Below are 15,458 nucleotides of genomic sequence, written 5' to 3' on the forward strand. Positions count from 1 at the left end.
CTCGTCCCGACCTTCTTTGCGCTGGCCGCCCGCGCGCAGGTGGGTCGTCAAGGGCCTCGGCCCATCGCGCAGCGACAGGGCTCAAGAATCGCGGGCTCGTCGGCGTCGAGTTCGTCGTCTCCGATGACCATCCGGGGCTCAGGGCGGCAATCCGCGAAGTGCTGCCCGAGGCGGTCTGGCAGCGCTGCTACGTGCACTTCCTCAGAAACGCGCTCGACTATGTGCCGCGCAAGGTCGACGACGATTGCCTGATGGAACTCAGATGGTTCTACGACCGCCGCGACCTTGCCGAGGTCAAGCGCGACCTGGCGCAGTGGATTGCCAAATGGCAGGCCAAATATCCGAAGCTGGTCAACTGGGTGGAGGACAACATCGAGGAGACGCTGAGCTTCTATCGGCTGCCGCTTGCCCATCATAAGCACATGAAATCGACCAACATGCTGGAGCGGCTGAACCAGGAGATCAAACGGCGCACCCTGGTCGTGCGCATCTTCCCCAACCCGCAGAGTTGCCTGCGGCTGGTTCGGGCGCTGGCGGTCGAGGCCCACGAGAACTAGCTCGAGGCGACCCGCTATCTCAACATGGATCATCTGCGTGAGCACAACAAGGAGAGCCTGAGGGCATTGCCGCCTGAGCACAGTCATGTGTCCGCCGCTCCGCCAAACACGGGAGCTGCGCGGCGGACACGCCCGACGCCAAAGCTACTGCCACGCCATTTTTGCAGAACTTGACGCACACAGCTGACAAGCGCGCCCCCGGCGCGGGCGCGGCCGGATTGAAGGCTCTGCCCGGCGCCGGATCTCCCAGCGGAAAAACCGGGCAGCACGGTGACGGGATGTGGCCACGGTGGGGAACTCCCGTCCTAACTAGTCGACCGTGAACAATCCGGCTCCTAAGCGGCGAGCGGCTTGGGCCGGAGTTGGAAGAGAGCGATCAAGAGGGGTAGTTGCGGCCCATGCGGTGCTCGGCCTTGATGTGGCCGATCACCGGTTCGACCGCCGACCGCCGCCGCATCTGGCGTTTGATGGCCGGGGTGACGCGGCGTTTCTGGCCGCTGGTGAAGACCCTGAACCTGTGGCTCTGGGGTGCGTTGTGGCCGCGATAGCCGGCGTCGGCGAGGATGCGGCCGATCTCGTTGCCGATGGTCTCTTCCATGTCGGGGATGACGCTTGCCAGCGTGTGGCCGTCGTAGGGATTGCCGGGCAGTGCTTTTGCATGCAGAGCGAACTGACCACCCTTGGAGCGCTTCAGCGTGGTGGCCACCGACACCTTGACGCCGAACTCGTAGGGCATGTGCGCCTTGCCCTTGCCGATGCATTCCACCTCGTGCGCGTGCAGGCTGTAGATCTTGCGGCCGCGCTGACGCTGACGCTGCTCGAGAACGGTGGCGGCCTGGTAGAGCGGCCATTTGAAGAGCGCGTCCAGCCTCGCATCGCCGGCGATCTGGCGACCGATGTCGCGAATGGTCCTGCCGAGATAGGTCTTGAGCCTGCGCAGTGCCCTGTTGGCCCGCTTGAACTGCTTGGCGTGGGCATAGCGCTGGTGCTTGATCAGCGCCAGCTTGCCGACCCGCACATAGGTCTGGCGCAAATTGAGCCCCGTCCTCTTGGCCAGCCGCACCAGCCGCTCGCGCGCCCGGTGGATGAGCTTGGCGTCGGTCGGGAACATCACGTTCTTCGGCTGCACGGTTGTGTCGACGATCACCTGGCGCGTGTCGGACGGCTTCATCGCCCCGGTCTTGACCGCGAGGCTGAGGCTTTCCTGCAAGAGCGCCGCTATCCGCTCCTCGCCCATGCGGCCGCGCCAGCGCGTCATCGACGAGCGATCGAACGGCAGCGCGTGGCAGAAGAATTCCTCGCCGCAAAGATACTGGAAGTAGGGGTTCTCCACCCAGCGCTCGCACAGCACCTCATCCGACAGGTTGAAAGTGTGCTTGAGGATCGCCAGCCCCGCCATCAGCCGGGTCGGCAGTGGCGGCATGCCGGGGCCGTCCGAATAGACGGCGCCGAAACGTTCCTCCAGCACCGGCCAGTCGATCGCCTGCGCCAGCCGCACCAGCTCGTGCTTCATATTGATGATCTGATCGAGCCTGGAGCGGAACAGATCCTGCTTTCCCGTCTCGCGCTTCTCGCGTGGCCTGGACATTCGCCGTCCCCTCGATTCGCCGCCGCCGAACCAAGTGAATCACGCTCCGCAGCACAAGGGAATCGCAAAACGAATTGCAGGAAAACAGCCCCCATAAACCGCTAATCCTGCAATCCAAAAGCCGCTATCCGCCTCAATCAACATGCTAGATCAAGGGCTTGCGGATAGTTCACGGTCGACTAACTATGTGGCTGGGCATCAGCCCAACGCCCGATACTAGACAGGGATAGCCCAGGACGGATTACGAAAGTGCGGTAACCAACACGCGGATAAGAGCTGGATCAACCGTCGTCTCAAGGCACCATCCCGTCTCCTTGCTGCCCTCGATGGGCAAAGTGAGGAGCCCAAGTCGTTCCTGTTGACCGCTGGCCGGAAGTGGTGTGATCGCCCAATAGACTAAGTCGACGTCATGCTGAACTATCGCCGCCGTTTGGGCAAGGCTGGACGAGACGGCGATGACATATCCGATCTCTTGAGGCTTTCCTGGATCTCATGTGCTATCGCCGCGATCATGTTCGGCATTGACTGAGGAACGCAGCAGCCTCGCTTGCCTCCGGATCGGCCCAGCCGCACTCGCCGCATCCTTCAATGGCCCCACATAGTTCCTTCGTGGCCAGTCACTTCACTAACTACGGCTGGCGTATCAACTCAGAACGGATTGCAAGCACTGCCGTTCGCAAGTCGAACTCGTATTGTTCGCCGTTGTCCCCGGGCCAGTGGGACAGCTTAACCGCAGCGAACTCAGCCTCAGGTTCGACATACGATGTCTGCCCGCCCCAACCACTCGTCCAAAGAGCGCGATTGTCGCGATCGATCCACCAAAAATTGTGATAAGAACGGATTGTCCCCCTTCGTAGAGCACTCTCTAGAGGCGCACCTCTCCCTTTCCACAATTCATCGATCCAGGCGGGGGGTATGATCTGGTGCCCTCCTCTGGCGCCTTGATCGAGCACCAGTAGCGCAAACCGCCCGAAGTCACGAAGCGTAACGCATAAACCGCCTTCGGCAAGGCCGAAGCCACTCTTATCGACAGTGATATAGGCGTCCTGTTCGGCTCCCATCGGTACCCATAGCTCTTGGCTTATCAGGTCGGCCAGATACATCCCCGACACCCGCTGCAGGATGAAGCCCACCACGTCCGTATCCATGGACTTATATTTAAACAAGGCACCGTGTGGCCGCTCTGCTTCATTCAACGAGAGGGCCAACTCCCACATTGTCCGGGGCCCTCTCGGCTGAGACAGGACGGAATCCTTCCAAAAAGGGTCATAGTCATCGTCGTAGACGACGCCGCTTGCCATATCCAGGAGGTGCTGCACCGTTGCCCCCTTGTAGGCGGTCACCTCCAGCTCGGGCAAGTAGTGCGTGACCAGTTTCTGAAGATCGAGCAGACCTTTGTCGACCAAAATGCCGACAAGTATTCCTATGAATGATTTCGTCGTCGACATCAAAAGATGCTGCTTGTGCGGCCTAAAACCGTTCAAGTAACGCTCGAAAACGATCCGGCCGCGATGTAGCACTAGAAACCCGTCTGTAAAACTCCGCGCGAGGTAATCGTCGACCGATCGCGCGCCGTCATCGAACTTGACAACGATGTCCCCGAGCGGCCGAAGCGCCTCAAGCAATGGATGCACTGGCCCCGGTCCTCGCCATATCTGGGCCGTCAACCTCATCTCACTGATGTGCTGGTAGGTCCAGCGGCTCCAGGGCGGCGTGTGCCAAGTGTCTCCCGGAATGAACGGTCCGCCGGGATTGCATGGGTCGCGAGGGTTGAGCGGATCGGGCAACAATTTGTTCTCGCCGTCAGCCTGTTCGCTCAGCGTGCCCTTGCCTCTAGATTGAATACCGGCGCCGCGTACGGCAGCGAGGCGGTCATTGTCAGGAAGATGTCTCCCAATTGTCAACTGCGTATCTCTCTTGTGCGCATTATCACAGGCGTGCGCCGCTTTGTCTGTCAAAGATGTGGACGCGGCGAGGATCGATCTTCAGTCTCACCTCATCACCAGGCCGGACCATAAGCCTTTCTCTGACGACGGCGTCTATGGCGTCTTCGCCGAGTTTGGCGAAAACCAGGGTCTCCGAGCCGGTCGGCTCCAGCACAGAAACAGTTGCCGCCAAGCCGTCAGGCGCGATATCGATATGTTCGGGACGTATGCCGTAGACAACAGGCTGGCCACCCTGTGCTTTAACCCCACGAGCGGGCAGCACGGATCCAGTATCAGAAACGAAAATTTGTTCGCCATCTTTGAAGTGGATCCTGCCCTTGATGAAGTTCATGGCAGGCGAGCCAATGAAGCCCGCGACGAAAACATTCCCCGGATTGTCATAGAGATCGAGAGGTGCGCCGACCTGCTCCACCTTGCCGTCCTTCATAACCACAATCTTGTCGGCCATGGTCATCGCCTCGATCTGATCATGGGTAACATACACGATCGTTGTGCCGAGGCGTTGATGCAGTTCCTTGATCTCGACGCGCATCGCGACGCGCAGTTTGGCGTCGAGATTGGAAAGCGGCTCGTCGAACAGGAAGACCTGCGGGTCGCGCACGATGGCGCGTCCCATAGCCACACGCTGACGCTGTCCGCCCGAAAGCTGTTTCGGAAACCGGTGGAGCAGGTTGCCCAGATCGAGAATTTCGGCTGCCTTCTTCACCTTGGCATTGATTTCGGCTTTCGGCCTGCCCTTGATCTTAAGCGAAAAGCCCATGTTGTCGGCGACGTTCTTGTGTGGATAGAGCGCATAGTTCTGGAACACCATCGCTATGTCACGATCTTTCGGCAGAACATCGTTGACCACCCGGCCGCCAATGCTGATCTCACCACCCGATATTGCTTCGAGACCGGCGATCATGCGAAGCAAGGTGGATTTGCCACACCCTGATGGGCCGACAAGAATCACGAACTCGCCATCGGCGATCTCGACATTCACGCCATGGATGACTTGCGCGCTTCCATAGCGCTTGACGATGTTCCTGACGGTGACCTGAGCCAACTGGCATCTCCTCTACTGCGGCAAAGCAGTCTGAATCCTGACTTCCTGAATCTTGACTTCGCCCTTCGGGGCAGATGCCGTGATTTCATCTTTCGAATTCGAACGTGCGCGTGATTAGCGGCTTTACGTCAACTGCACCTAAAGAGAGCACGACCTGCGAGGTACAAACTTGGACAAAGCGGAACACGTTGTTCGATGTGCGCTTCGCGCACCATCGGTTTGCAGACGTCATCGGCGAGCTGAATATGAAGTGGAGTTCTACCGCGCTGAACCATGAGGCCTCCTTAAGCTGGCGCATTGCTATCACGGGGCTTGGATGGTTAGCAATATTGGATTATTGCATTCTTGCAAGAATCTAATTAGCGTATCCGTGCTTCTTCACCGACTCGGTCGCGATGTGAGCGTCAAAGAATAATCTCGAGGATTCGCATGACCATAAGACTGCTTCACCAGACCGACCTGTTTCGCCCCTATCTGGATCCTGACGATCACTGGGATCTTGCTTGCGTCTATGCTCTTGCGGCATCTGGCCAACTCGAGTTGGGCGGCGTGCTGGTCGACTTTCCGCCCGATCGTTATCCAGGCCGCAGTCCGGACGTCACCGGCATTGCGCAGCTAAGCTACCTCACCGGGTTGCCGACCCACATGGCAGTCGGCTCCTCCAGGCCTTACATGCATGACCAGACGTCGCTTGCTGCCCTTCCCAGGCGCGACCGCGCCGGTGCCGAATTCCTTCTCAAGTATCTCCGCGACACCGAAGGGCTGGCCTACATCAGCATCGTCGGCTCCTGCCGCGATCTCGCCATCGCGGCCGCGCTTGATCCAGATCTTTTCCATAACAAATGTGCCGGGATCTACCTTAACGCGGGCACGGGCCATCCCGATGTGGCGAAGCAGGGGCGTACAGAGTACAACGTTGTGCTTAATGCAGCCGCTTACGCCGCAACGTTCGACATCCCGTGCCCGATCTACTGGATGCCGTGCTTCGAGGACGCGATGTCGGACAATTTCCTCGATGGACAGGTCAAGCGGTTCGGCACTTACTATCGTTTCAAACAGAGCGACGTTCTACCGAAGTTGTCGCCCGTCCTGCAAAGCTACTTCACTTACTCGCTTGAGGCGCGAACAGACGCGCGCTACCTACAACCGCTGCTAGCACCGCAGAGCGATGTACTGAGCTCCTACACTTTCCGGGACTATCGCCACATGTGGTCCACGGCGGGCTTCTTCCACATGGTGTCCCAAGCCGTGGATAAGGTCGGCAAGATTGTCGCAGGGTCCAACGAAGGCGATACGGTTTTCGGCTTCCGTCCGGTTGACATCAAATGCGATGCGAATGGGGTCACGACGTGGACGGACGCCGATGCCGCGTCAAATCGTTTCCTATTCGAGGTGAAGGATCGTGATAGCTATGCCAGCGCTCTGACTGCTGCCATGACCACTCTACTGGGGAATATTCAGTAGTCGTAAGCCGAAACGGTAGTGGCCCATTGCAACCAGAAGCCGTTCCGCCGCTCGTCACTGTCGCGAATGCGTGGTCGGTATTGACAGACGGCCCTCGCCGTGGCAGCGAAACGAAAGATCGGCGCCGTCACCTATCACCACGTGTCATCCTAGCTGCACTGCGGCGCGAGATAGGTGGTGGCGGCGAACCTCCCAGTTGCCCGCCGGCCTTCTGCCAGTCTCGAGATGCGAGATGCCGTCGAAAGCTGCCTTGTCCCACGACCGCCAGGACGAAGACAACGAAGATCTAGCGACAAATCCGGCAATTTCCTCTTCTAGTACCTGATCTGGCACTGCTCGTGATTGAGCGGAAGGAGGCGTCTCGCGTTGAGGCGAGGGCGGCACCTTCGTGTAAAAACTGCGTTTGTGGCAACCTAAATTAAACTCCACGCTGTCATGCGAGGAGGGGCTGTTTGCCGCGCAGAAACGCGGATGCGCCGACCCTCGCCTTTGTCGAGCGAGGCTGAACGTCGTCGCGGAAACTCCGCATGAGGGGCGGCGTTCAGAGGGGTCCATGAGGTCGTGCTTCCGGGCGAAAAGCTGCTACGGCATCTTCGTCGAGAGCTGCGAATTAATGTCACACACGACGAAGCCCGGCTGCATTCCACTGCGGCGGCCGAACCGGTGCGCATTTCGCAAAAACGGGACAGTCGTTCCGCTAAATCGCGGACAGCAGTTTCACTAAGTCGCGGACTGCTGGATGTGGTCGGCCTTCGGCTGCCTGGTTGAAGTCATTTGCGATTGATTTCGCCGTTTTCGGTGCCGGTCAAGAGCGGCGGTGCTTCTTTCAAGTCCAGGACTGCGGTTCGTGCTGACACTCAAGCGCGTATAGAGTTCGAGGTCACGCACCCGTTTCATCCGTGGCGCGGCTAGCGCTTCATGCTGTCGGCCTCGAACGGCTCGTACATGCTGGGTCTCTTCGGATAGGGTTTGGTCCGTCGATACGGCCGCCGATGCGTTGGTCGCGTCTCGCCACTCTTCCACGCCGTCTTCTGATTCGCGGCAAGGCGCTGGAGTTCGATAACGGCCGGCTCCTCAATCGTCGCATTCAGGCCACGACGATCAACTCGTTTTCCGAGCTCCTCCTGCGCGGCGCGGATACCAGCAAACAGCAGCACGGGATCGGCGGTTTCCATCATCGCCTGTAGCTGCTGCTTGTCGGCTTCGGCCACACCCGGATGTGTAAGGACACGGGCCGCAGGCGGAACTGGTGGATGATAGCGCTTGATCACACGAGCGCCGATCCGCGTCTTCTCCTGAAGCTTGAATGACGGCTGGAACAGATTGCCGTAAAGCCGCACCACAGCATAAATTTGACCAAGGGCAGCTGTTGCCTCCGCCCCGACAAACCGACCATACCCCATCAGGCGACGCACGATGGCGCCATTCTTCTGCTCCACATGTGCCTGGTCATTCTTTCGGTAGGCGCGAGAGCGCGTCACTTCCAGTTCCTCACTTCGGCACCAGGAGACGACGAACTCGTTCATGAAGGCGCTGTCGTTGTCGAAATCTACGCCCAGCAGGGGGAAGGGAAAGAATGAGCGAGGCCGAACTGCACATCCTGAAGTCGCGGCTGCAAGGCGGCATTCTCAACAAGGCGCGCCGCGGCGAGCTCGAGATGCCGTTGCCGATCGGGTTGGTCTACACTCCGGACGCGCGGGTCGTCTCGATCCAGACCGGCAGATCCAGGATACGGTGCGGCTTCTGTTCGATACCTTCCGCGAGACCGGCACGGCCTGCGCCGTCGTTCGCCGCCTGCGCGGCGAGAAGATTCTCTTTCCCCGACGTTTCCGTCTCGCCATCGGCAAGGGCGACGTCCTGTGGAGCGAGATCGACCATCCCCGGGTGCTCCAGATTCTGCACAACCCGCGATATGCCGGCGCGTTCGCCTATGGACGCACGCACACACCTACAATGCCAAGCTCAAGTCCGTGCAGCTGCGCGTGGCGAGATCCGACTGGCAGGTGCTTATTCCCGAAGCCCACGAAGACTACATTTCCTGGGCCGAGTATGAGCGGAATCAGACAACCCTGGAACAGAACGCCGCGGGCTTTTCACCTGGCCTGCGTGGACGCATGCCCCGGCAAGGCAGCGGTCTGTTGCAGGGACGGCTACTGTGCGGCCGCTGCGGTGCACGCATGCGGGTCCATTACGAGCCATTCGAGAGGCGGCTGCGCCGTACTATATCTGCAACGAAGCCGTCGTGCGACGCGCCGGCAAGCACTGCCAATGGGTGCGCGGCGCTCCGGTCGACGAGGCAGTCAGCGCGCTACTGCTGGAGGCGATGGCGCCGGCAGTGATCGATGTCGCGCTTGCCGTGCCGCAGGAGATCAACCACCGCGTGGAGCGCGCCGGCCGACCGCTCGCTGCTGGACGAGCCAGCGCAGGAGCGCATCAGGGCGCTGGCGGCCGATTTCCCGCGCACCATCCCATCGCTGAAAACAAACCCTTGATCAGCGGGCGCCGTCCAGACATGACTATTTTGTATTGCTCGGCGGATCGCCTCTGTCGTCGTGGCGCTCCCAGTACCCATCCGGTGAAGCCCTCGCCGGAGGCGTACCGCTCCCTTGAAGAACCTAGCTTTGATTCGTGCGAAAATGGTGCACCATCAGAGATCCCATGACCGGTTGTGGATAGCGACCTGCGCTCTGGCAGAGTGGGGTTGCTGACCAACAACTCTGTGGAGGCAAATCATGCGTGTTGTGGCCGATCGATCTGCGGCGCCTGCCGCTATCCGCACCGATCTTGGCGCTTTGGAACTCAGTAAATCGACCTGGTTGATCACTTCGCTGTCGCCGGGCAGTGGGGAGAAGATGTCGAAACATGCGGTACGCGGCGGCGATATCACAGGACTGCTCGCCCGCTTTGCCCAGCTTCAGGACAAGGCACAGGCGCGCGCCGGCCGGCACTTTGCGTGTCGTCGACGCCGCCTCGATTGCCACGTCGCGCCGGCGGCGTCGTGCCAAGACCGACAAGATCGATGGTGAGGCGTTGGTGCGTGCGCTGCTCGCCTTCAAACGAGGCGAGCCGCGCGTGTGCGCGATGGTTAGGGTACCGAGCGTCAAGGAGGAGGACCATCGGCGCATCGGCCGTGAGCGCAAGGTTCTGGTTGGTGAGCGGACCTGCCATGTCAACCGGATCAAGGGCCTGCTGTTTGCTCAGGGCATCACCGGCTACGAGCCGCTGGGACGTGACCGGCGACATCGGCTTGAGGAATTGAGGACCGGCGACGGCCGCGCAATGCCAGAACATCTGAAGGGGCAAATCCGTCGCGAGCTCGACCGACTCGAACTGTTGATAGCCCAGATCAAAGAGGTGCAGGCCGAGCGCGACGCTCTGCTGGCAATCGAAGTCGCCGAAACTCCAGCAGCGACATTACTCGATCCCAAGGGTATCGGCCCCGAGTGTGCCGCCATCCTCTACTCGGAAGGGCTGTTCCGGCACTTCGATAATCGCCGGCAGGTCGCCGCCTATGCCGGGCTCGCGCCGACGCCTTGGCAGAGCGGATCGGTCCAGCACGAGCAAGGCGTCTCGAAGGCCGGCAACCGCCGACTGCGAACGACGATGATCGAGTTGGCCTGGCTGTGGCTGCGCAATCAACCGAGTTCAGCGCTTACCCGCTGGTCCCACGAACGCGTGATGCGCAATCAGGGGCGCCTCAAAAAGACAACCATCGTCGCCCTTGCAAGGAAGCTGCTCGTGGCGCTTTGGAAATACGTGACCGCGGGCGCCGTCATCGAAGGTGCTGTCATGAAGGCCGTCTGACGAGATCACACCGGTACACTCATCCCTCGAGGCCTGATCAGCCTCGGCGGATCCAGGAGGCGAACCGAGATCCCAGCTGGCTAGAATGCCGTATCAAAGACGGGTCTCGCCTTCTAGGCCCTGCCGCCGCAAGCGGGATATTGGTGCAGCCGTCTCAAGCGGCGACCGTATGTGAGTTTGATTAGGCTCGATTGACCGAGCCGTGTCACGCAATCGGGCCCAGCTCTGGATTCCGCCACCGATGGGACAATACGATGCCGCCCTAACACACCTCTTGACCTCAGCATCGTCATGTGAGCGCTGGGATCAAACATCTAGACTCTGCAACTGAATGGCGGTACGCCGGCCTCACCGACCTCGACGCGGAAGAGGTTGCCGGACTCGGGAAATCGGAGAAGTTCGTCAGACGATTGCCTAGTTCGCCGTGAGGTTATGAACAGGGCCCTCATATTTTCGCCGCCAAGTGCCACACAGGTCGGCGCCATACTTGGCAGATCCACGCGGTCTGTGAGGTGACCGTTTCGATCGATACGGACGACGCAGCCGCCTAGTAGTCTAGCGCTCCAGTAGCCCCCTTCAATGTCCACCGTGGCGCCATCGGGCGATCCCGGAGCGATGTTCGCGCCTGCCAGCGGGCTTATCTCGGCAATACTCGCAAATTGCGGAGCCAAGGCGAAACGCCGGATGGTGCCCTTCGGTGTGTCGGTGAAGTACATGATCCGGCCGTCGGGCGAAAAAGCCAAGCCATTGGCCGCCGCTACGCCACCGAAAAGCGTGACTACTTCGCCATCGGGCGCGATGCGATATACGCTTCCGACTGGCTCACGGCCGCGTTCATTGTATGTGCCCAAGACGATCCCGCCATAAGGGTCGATCGCGGCGTCGTTGACACGGGTTTGGGCAAGATGCGGCTCGATCTCGGCCACTTGAGAGAAGTGGGTGAAGGTCGGGTCCGTGATGACAACAGACTTAGGAAAGCCGAGCACGAAGCCGCCACGCGCACGTGGAAAGACGAACGCAACACGATTGGGAAGTTGCCGCACTGCTGCAACCCTCTCGTTGTCGTCCCAGCGGAACACGCTCTTTGCTTCGATATCAGTCCACCATAGGCTCTGGTCTGATGCGTTCCAGTTGCATCCTTCGCCCAGCAGGTTCTGGCAATCGAACACCGTAGACGCGTGATGAAGCCGCATTTACTTTGCACTCTGCAGATTCCGCAGCCGCAGTTCAGTAGGTTCGACAGCAAAGGGTTTAAGTTTTTCGTCATTGAACACCACGCCATGTCCGGGTGCCTCAAATGGGAAGGCCACTCCGTTCTCGAGGCGAAGTTCCGTCTGGAGCACACCCATCTCCGAGAAGCTCCCGCCGTGGACGCACTCAAGGATGTCCGCGTTGTCAATCGCACACATCACTGCGACTGAGAGTTCGGACATGTAATGAGGCGCCATGGGGCGGTGGAAGGACGCTGACAGATTGGCGATCTTCAGCCACTCGCTAATACCTCCGACGCGGCACACGTCCGCTTGGACGAAGTCGACGGCATTGGCCTGCAGATAATCGGCAAACTGATGCCGCGTATATAGACTCTCGCCGATCGCAATGGGCAGCGATACGAAACGGCGCAGATCGGCGTGCCCACGAACATCCTCGGCATGGAGAGGCTCTTCGATCCAGCTAAGGTCGAACGCGGCTAGTTTCTGCAGTCGGGTCATGCAGTCAGCGACATTCCAGCGCTGGTTCGCATCGACGAACAGTCGTCGCGTCGGGCCGATCAGTTTCTTCACGGCCGCGATACGATCGAGATCTTCTTCCGCGTTGTCCCGACCGATCTTGATCTTCACCGCCAGGTGGCCTGCTGCCAAGAATCCTTCGACTTGGTTGAGTAGAGCGTCGGTGTCGAGGAAGAGGTCTATGCCACTGCCATAGGTGGGGATGCTGTCGCGCCGCGCGCCGAGAAGACGGAATAGTGGAACCTCGTACCACTTGGCCGCAATATCCCATAGCGCGATGTCGATCGCACCCAATGCGAGGGTGTTAATCCCCCAGTGCCGCTGCGATGCAATTGGCCATAGAGGAACGACCAAAGCCGTTCGATCTGTCGCGGATCTTGTCCGACGAGCATCGTTCGGCAATAGTCATCGATCAGGGCGAGGATGGCGCTTCCGCCGATACCCGTCGTGTAGGCGAACCCCTCCCCAATGAGCCCGGCGTCTGTGGTCACGCGGGTAATAATGAATTCGAGACTTGCGACGCAGTGTGTGGCGTCCTCCCAAGAGACCGTCGGCGGTATATGGTAGAGACGCGAGGCGACATCGATGATTCTCAAAAGGTGGTCCTCCCCGCCATCGTGAGAACTTCGGGATTAGACAAATTTTCGGGTTTACCGGCCAAAAGATGCTGCAGATTTTGCAAGATGTTGCCGGTGTGGCGTACGCGCATTTCTTCGGTCCACGCGGCGAGGTGAGGCGTCGCTAGTACGCGGTGATGGGAAACAAGCGGATCCCTCGCCGAAGGCGGCTCCGTGTCAAACACATCCAGCGCGGCACCAGCTATCTGTGCGCGATCTAAAGCTCTGAGGAGTGCGTCAGTATCTACTAGGCCTGCTCGACCGGTGTTGATGAGATATGCTCCGCGTCCCATCCGATCGAGCTGCTCTGCACCGATAATGGCGCGAGTTTGCGCGCTGAGCCGGGCGTGTAAGGTAACGATCGCCGAGCTGGCCAGCAGTTCGTCTAGAGAAACCGGCTCAACTCCCAGAGTTCGTAGCTCGGCGTTATCTACATAAGGATCATGAACGATAATCCTCATGCCAAAGCCAGAAAACTTTTCAGCGACGACCCGACCGATTGCGCCAAAGCCGATGATACCGAGTGTGCGACCATGCAGCTCGATGCCCGTGAACGCGAGTTGGGGAGAATCCGCGCCGCGACCCCACACCGTGCCCCGATAAAAGTCCTCCCCGGCCTCGAAGTCAGGAGACCGTGACCTCATCCACGCACAGGCAGGGATAAGGTGTCGAGTAAGCGCCAGCGCGAGCGCAACCGTGAACTCTGCGACGCCGTGATCCGTTCTCCCGACAGTGTGAAATACGGCGATCCCTCGCGCCGTGGCGGCCGTCACATCGATATTCGCTTCCGGAGCCGAACGCACTGACAAGATGGCGCGAAGCTGCGGTGCGGCAGCCAGGAGCGCCTCGTCAAAGCACTCATATCCCGCTATCACAATCTCGGCATCAGCAATTGCGTCCATTAGCTGTTTGCGATCAGTGAACCACTCGCCGGCCGCCCAGCCAAGCAATTTGAGCTCGCTCATTTCTCGAAGCGCGGCGATGCCTTCCGAGCTAAGATCTGCTGTGACCAGGACACGAGGTCGGCCACCGACCAATCTGATGGCGTCTGCGTTACTAGGCATCGAGGATATAAACCGGATGATCGGAGTCTTCGCCCTGCGCGGTCACGACCGGAACGATTGTCGATTCGTTCGTGCGCGCACAGAACTCCACGTCGTTCTGCCGACAATTGCCGATGAAGCGTCGACCGGTCATAGAACTCCATAACACCTCCTCTGCACTGTTTTGCGAGATTGTGAAACCGTGAGTAAGCGACGCAGAGTCGTCGAGCTCGACTGTGCGACCCGTCGTAAATTCACGAAGCCGTGAAACGATCATTCCGGCGCAGTAGCTATCTTCAATCGCTATACAAGAGTTGCGCAGCTGGCCCGAGCAGATGATGGTGATATCTGCACTGCGCGACGACGCCTCCGCGAGCGCACGCCGGGCAACCGCATCCAGGTTTCGCAGCGAACCAATCAGCACCAAAGCCGCACCTTCGCGATCTGCCACGAGAATGGCTGGCGTGCCATTGGCCGTTGCCAGCATCGCAGAGCGGCCCGACAGATTGAGTCGGGACAGGAGCGACGGCGAGGGCTCATGATCGAATCCGATGGGCGACGATCCATCATCCTGCTCCGCGCAGATGACCCCATTCTCGCCCACCATGGCTCGCGCATTGGCGACGTCCGACAGAAATCCGCCGACAAACACCCGTTCGCTGCCAGCGTCGAAAAGTCCGACGAGAGCGGTCGTGGCGCGGATCACATCCACTACAATGCATACATCTCCGGCAATGGCCAGAGGGCTAGTGGGAAGGAGAGCAACCTTAATCTTCATGCGAAAAGCGGTCCGGTTTTCATCAAATCTGCGATCTGGCTCTCATTGGGCAATGCCGGAACCACGAGCTTTTTCGTGACTGCGAGGGCACCCGCCGCAGTGCCTCGGCGAACGGCGTCAGCGAGGGGCAATCCACTGGCCAGCCCTGCAGCGAGTGCCCCGTTGAATGCATCTCCGGCCCCGGTAGTGTCGACGACGTCGACTGGGTAGCTTGCGATCTTGGTCAGTCCGTCGGGTCCGGCAATCAAGGCACCATCCGTTCCCAGCGTCATGACGACGTGTCCCACGCCGAGACTGCGCAGTCTTGCCGCTAAATCGGCGTCGGCCTGCCGATCGTCCGCGTCGAGCCCCAGCAGGATGCGCGCTTCCGACTGGTTCGGTGTTAGGATGTCAACGTCGGCAAATATTTCCTTCGGCAGGGCACGGCCAGGTGCGGGATTAAGGATGGTCGTCAGACCCTGCGCCTTGCCGATGGCAAGCGCGCGGGCCGCCGTCTCGACTGGGATCTCGAGCTGTGTGATTAGGATACCCGGGTTCGTCCAAGTGGCGGCGAAGGTTTCGACGTCGGTTGCCGTGAGTCGCGCGTTAGCGCCGGGATCGGTGATGATGCGGTTCTCGCCTGCGGCGTCGAGAATGATGATCCCGGCCATCGTCGGTGTCTCAGCCATTTGCCTCACCGCCGAGCAGTCGACGCCTTCGGCGCGCCAGAGTTGCAGTGCCTCATCACCAAATTTGTCGGCGCCAACGCCCGCCAGCAGTTTGCATCTGGCGCCGAGTCGCGCAGCTCCGATAGCCTGATTAGAGCCCTTGCCGCCATTTCCGAAGGCAAACCCCGACCCCAGCAGAGTTTCGCCGGGCGCTGGCACGTCGCCCACAATCCAAAACG

Annotated in this window: 10 protein-coding genes and 5 pseudogenes; 5 read left to right on the forward strand and 10 right to left on the reverse strand. The window is 60.0% G+C overall.

The window, feature by feature from the left end:
- Positions 1-35: 35 nt before the first annotated feature.
- Positions 36-620: pseudogene (locus NLY44_RS27990) on the forward strand (IS256 family transposase); the annotation flags it as partial.
- 322 nt (positions 621-942) lie between these two features.
- Here NLY44_RS27990 and NLY44_RS27995 read toward each other — a convergent pair.
- The 3 genes and pseudogenes from NLY44_RS27995 to NLY44_RS28005 all read right to left on the reverse strand — a co-directional run.
- Positions 943-2,145, reverse strand: a pseudogene (locus NLY44_RS27995) (IS5 family transposase); the annotation flags it as partial.
- 629 nt (positions 2,146-2,774) lie between these two features.
- Complete coding sequence (locus NLY44_RS28000; RefSeq protein ID WP_023806821.1) at positions 2,775-4,103, reverse strand: serine hydrolase domain-containing protein; 1,329 nt, start codon at positions 4,101-4,103, stop codon at positions 2,775-2,777.
- Positions 4,075-5,136 (reverse strand): ABC transporter ATP-binding protein, encoded by a 1,062-nt coding sequence (locus tag NLY44_RS28005; RefSeq protein WP_023806822.1) that lies wholly within the window; start codon positions 5,134-5,136, stop codon positions 4,075-4,077. Before NLY44_RS28005 ends, NLY44_RS28000 begins: the two co-directional genes overlap by 29 nt.
- Before the next feature lie 429 nt (positions 5,137-5,565).
- Between NLY44_RS28005 and NLY44_RS28010 the strand changes: the two genes are divergently transcribed.
- Positions 5,566-6,600, forward strand: coding sequence for a hypothetical protein (locus NLY44_RS28010; protein WP_023806824.1), 1,035 nt, complete (start codon positions 5,566-5,568; stop codon positions 6,598-6,600).
- A 908-nt stretch (positions 6,601-7,508) separates the two neighbouring features.
- On the opposite strand, the gene NLY44_RS28015 is transcribed toward NLY44_RS28010, so the two are convergent.
- Entirely contained in the window at positions 7,509-8,126 is a 618-nt protein-coding gene (locus NLY44_RS28015; RefSeq protein ID WP_023806825.1) for a hypothetical protein, read from the reverse strand.
- Here NLY44_RS28015 and NLY44_RS28020 point away from each other — a divergent pair.
- The 3 genes and pseudogenes from NLY44_RS28020 to NLY44_RS28030 form a co-directional block, all read left to right on the forward strand.
- Positions 8,125-8,484 (forward strand): annotated as a pseudogene (locus NLY44_RS28020) (hypothetical protein); the annotation flags it as partial. The gene NLY44_RS28015 and the pseudogene NLY44_RS28020 sit on opposite strands and share 2 nt — an antisense overlap.
- Positions 8,485-8,942: 458 nt before the next feature.
- A complete protein-coding gene (locus tag NLY44_RS28025) occupies positions 8,943-9,092 on the forward strand; it encodes a hypothetical protein (protein WP_286457919.1) in 150 nt (49 codons plus the stop codon).
- 240 nt (positions 9,093-9,332) lie between these two features.
- Positions 9,333-10,404 (forward strand): annotated as a pseudogene (locus NLY44_RS28030) (IS110 family RNA-guided transposase).
- A 314-nt stretch (positions 10,405-10,718) separates the two neighbouring features.
- Here the strand turns inward: NLY44_RS28030 and NLY44_RS28035 are convergent.
- From NLY44_RS28035 to NLY44_RS28055, 6 genes and pseudogenes are all read right to left on the reverse strand, one after another.
- Positions 10,719-11,597 carry an SMP-30/gluconolactonase/LRE family protein gene (locus NLY44_RS28035; protein WP_023806829.1) on the reverse strand — a complete coding sequence of 293 codons (879 nt, stop codon included), beginning with the start codon at positions 11,595-11,597 and terminating at the stop codon, positions 10,719-10,721.
- The gene (locus NLY44_RS28040; protein WP_353654452.1) at positions 11,598-12,536 is read right to left on the reverse strand and encodes a mandelate racemase/muconate lactonizing enzyme family protein; all 939 of its coding nucleotides are present in this window, start codon (positions 12,534-12,536) and stop codon (positions 11,598-11,600) included.
- Positions 12,485-12,730: pseudogene (locus NLY44_RS33065) on the reverse strand (hypothetical protein); the annotation flags it as partial. The pseudogene NLY44_RS33065 and the gene NLY44_RS28040, both read right to left, overlap by 52 nt.
- Positions 12,727-13,815 (reverse strand): NAD(P)-dependent oxidoreductase, encoded by a 1,089-nt coding sequence (locus NLY44_RS28045; RefSeq protein WP_084013085.1) that lies wholly within the window; start codon positions 13,813-13,815, stop codon positions 12,727-12,729. The gene NLY44_RS28045 and the pseudogene NLY44_RS33065, both read right to left, overlap by 4 nt.
- On the reverse strand, positions 13,808-14,572 hold the full coding sequence (locus NLY44_RS28050; protein ID WP_084013086.1) for a 2-phosphosulfolactate phosphatase: 765 nt from the start codon (positions 14,570-14,572) through the stop codon (positions 13,808-13,810). Before NLY44_RS28050 ends, NLY44_RS28045 begins: the two co-directional genes overlap by 8 nt.
- Positions 14,569-15,438 carry a ribokinase gene (locus tag NLY44_RS28055; protein WP_198029020.1) on the reverse strand — a complete coding sequence of 290 codons (870 nt, stop codon included), beginning with the start codon at positions 15,436-15,438 and terminating at the stop codon, positions 14,569-14,571. The genes NLY44_RS28050 and NLY44_RS28055 overlap by 4 nt, the downstream gene beginning before the upstream one ends.
- Positions 15,439-15,458: the final 20 nt, after the last annotated feature.

The sequence above is a fragment of the Mesorhizobium sp. C089B genome, from assembly GCF_030323125.1.
Lineage (GTDB): Bacteria > Pseudomonadota > Alphaproteobacteria > Rhizobiales > Rhizobiaceae > Mesorhizobium.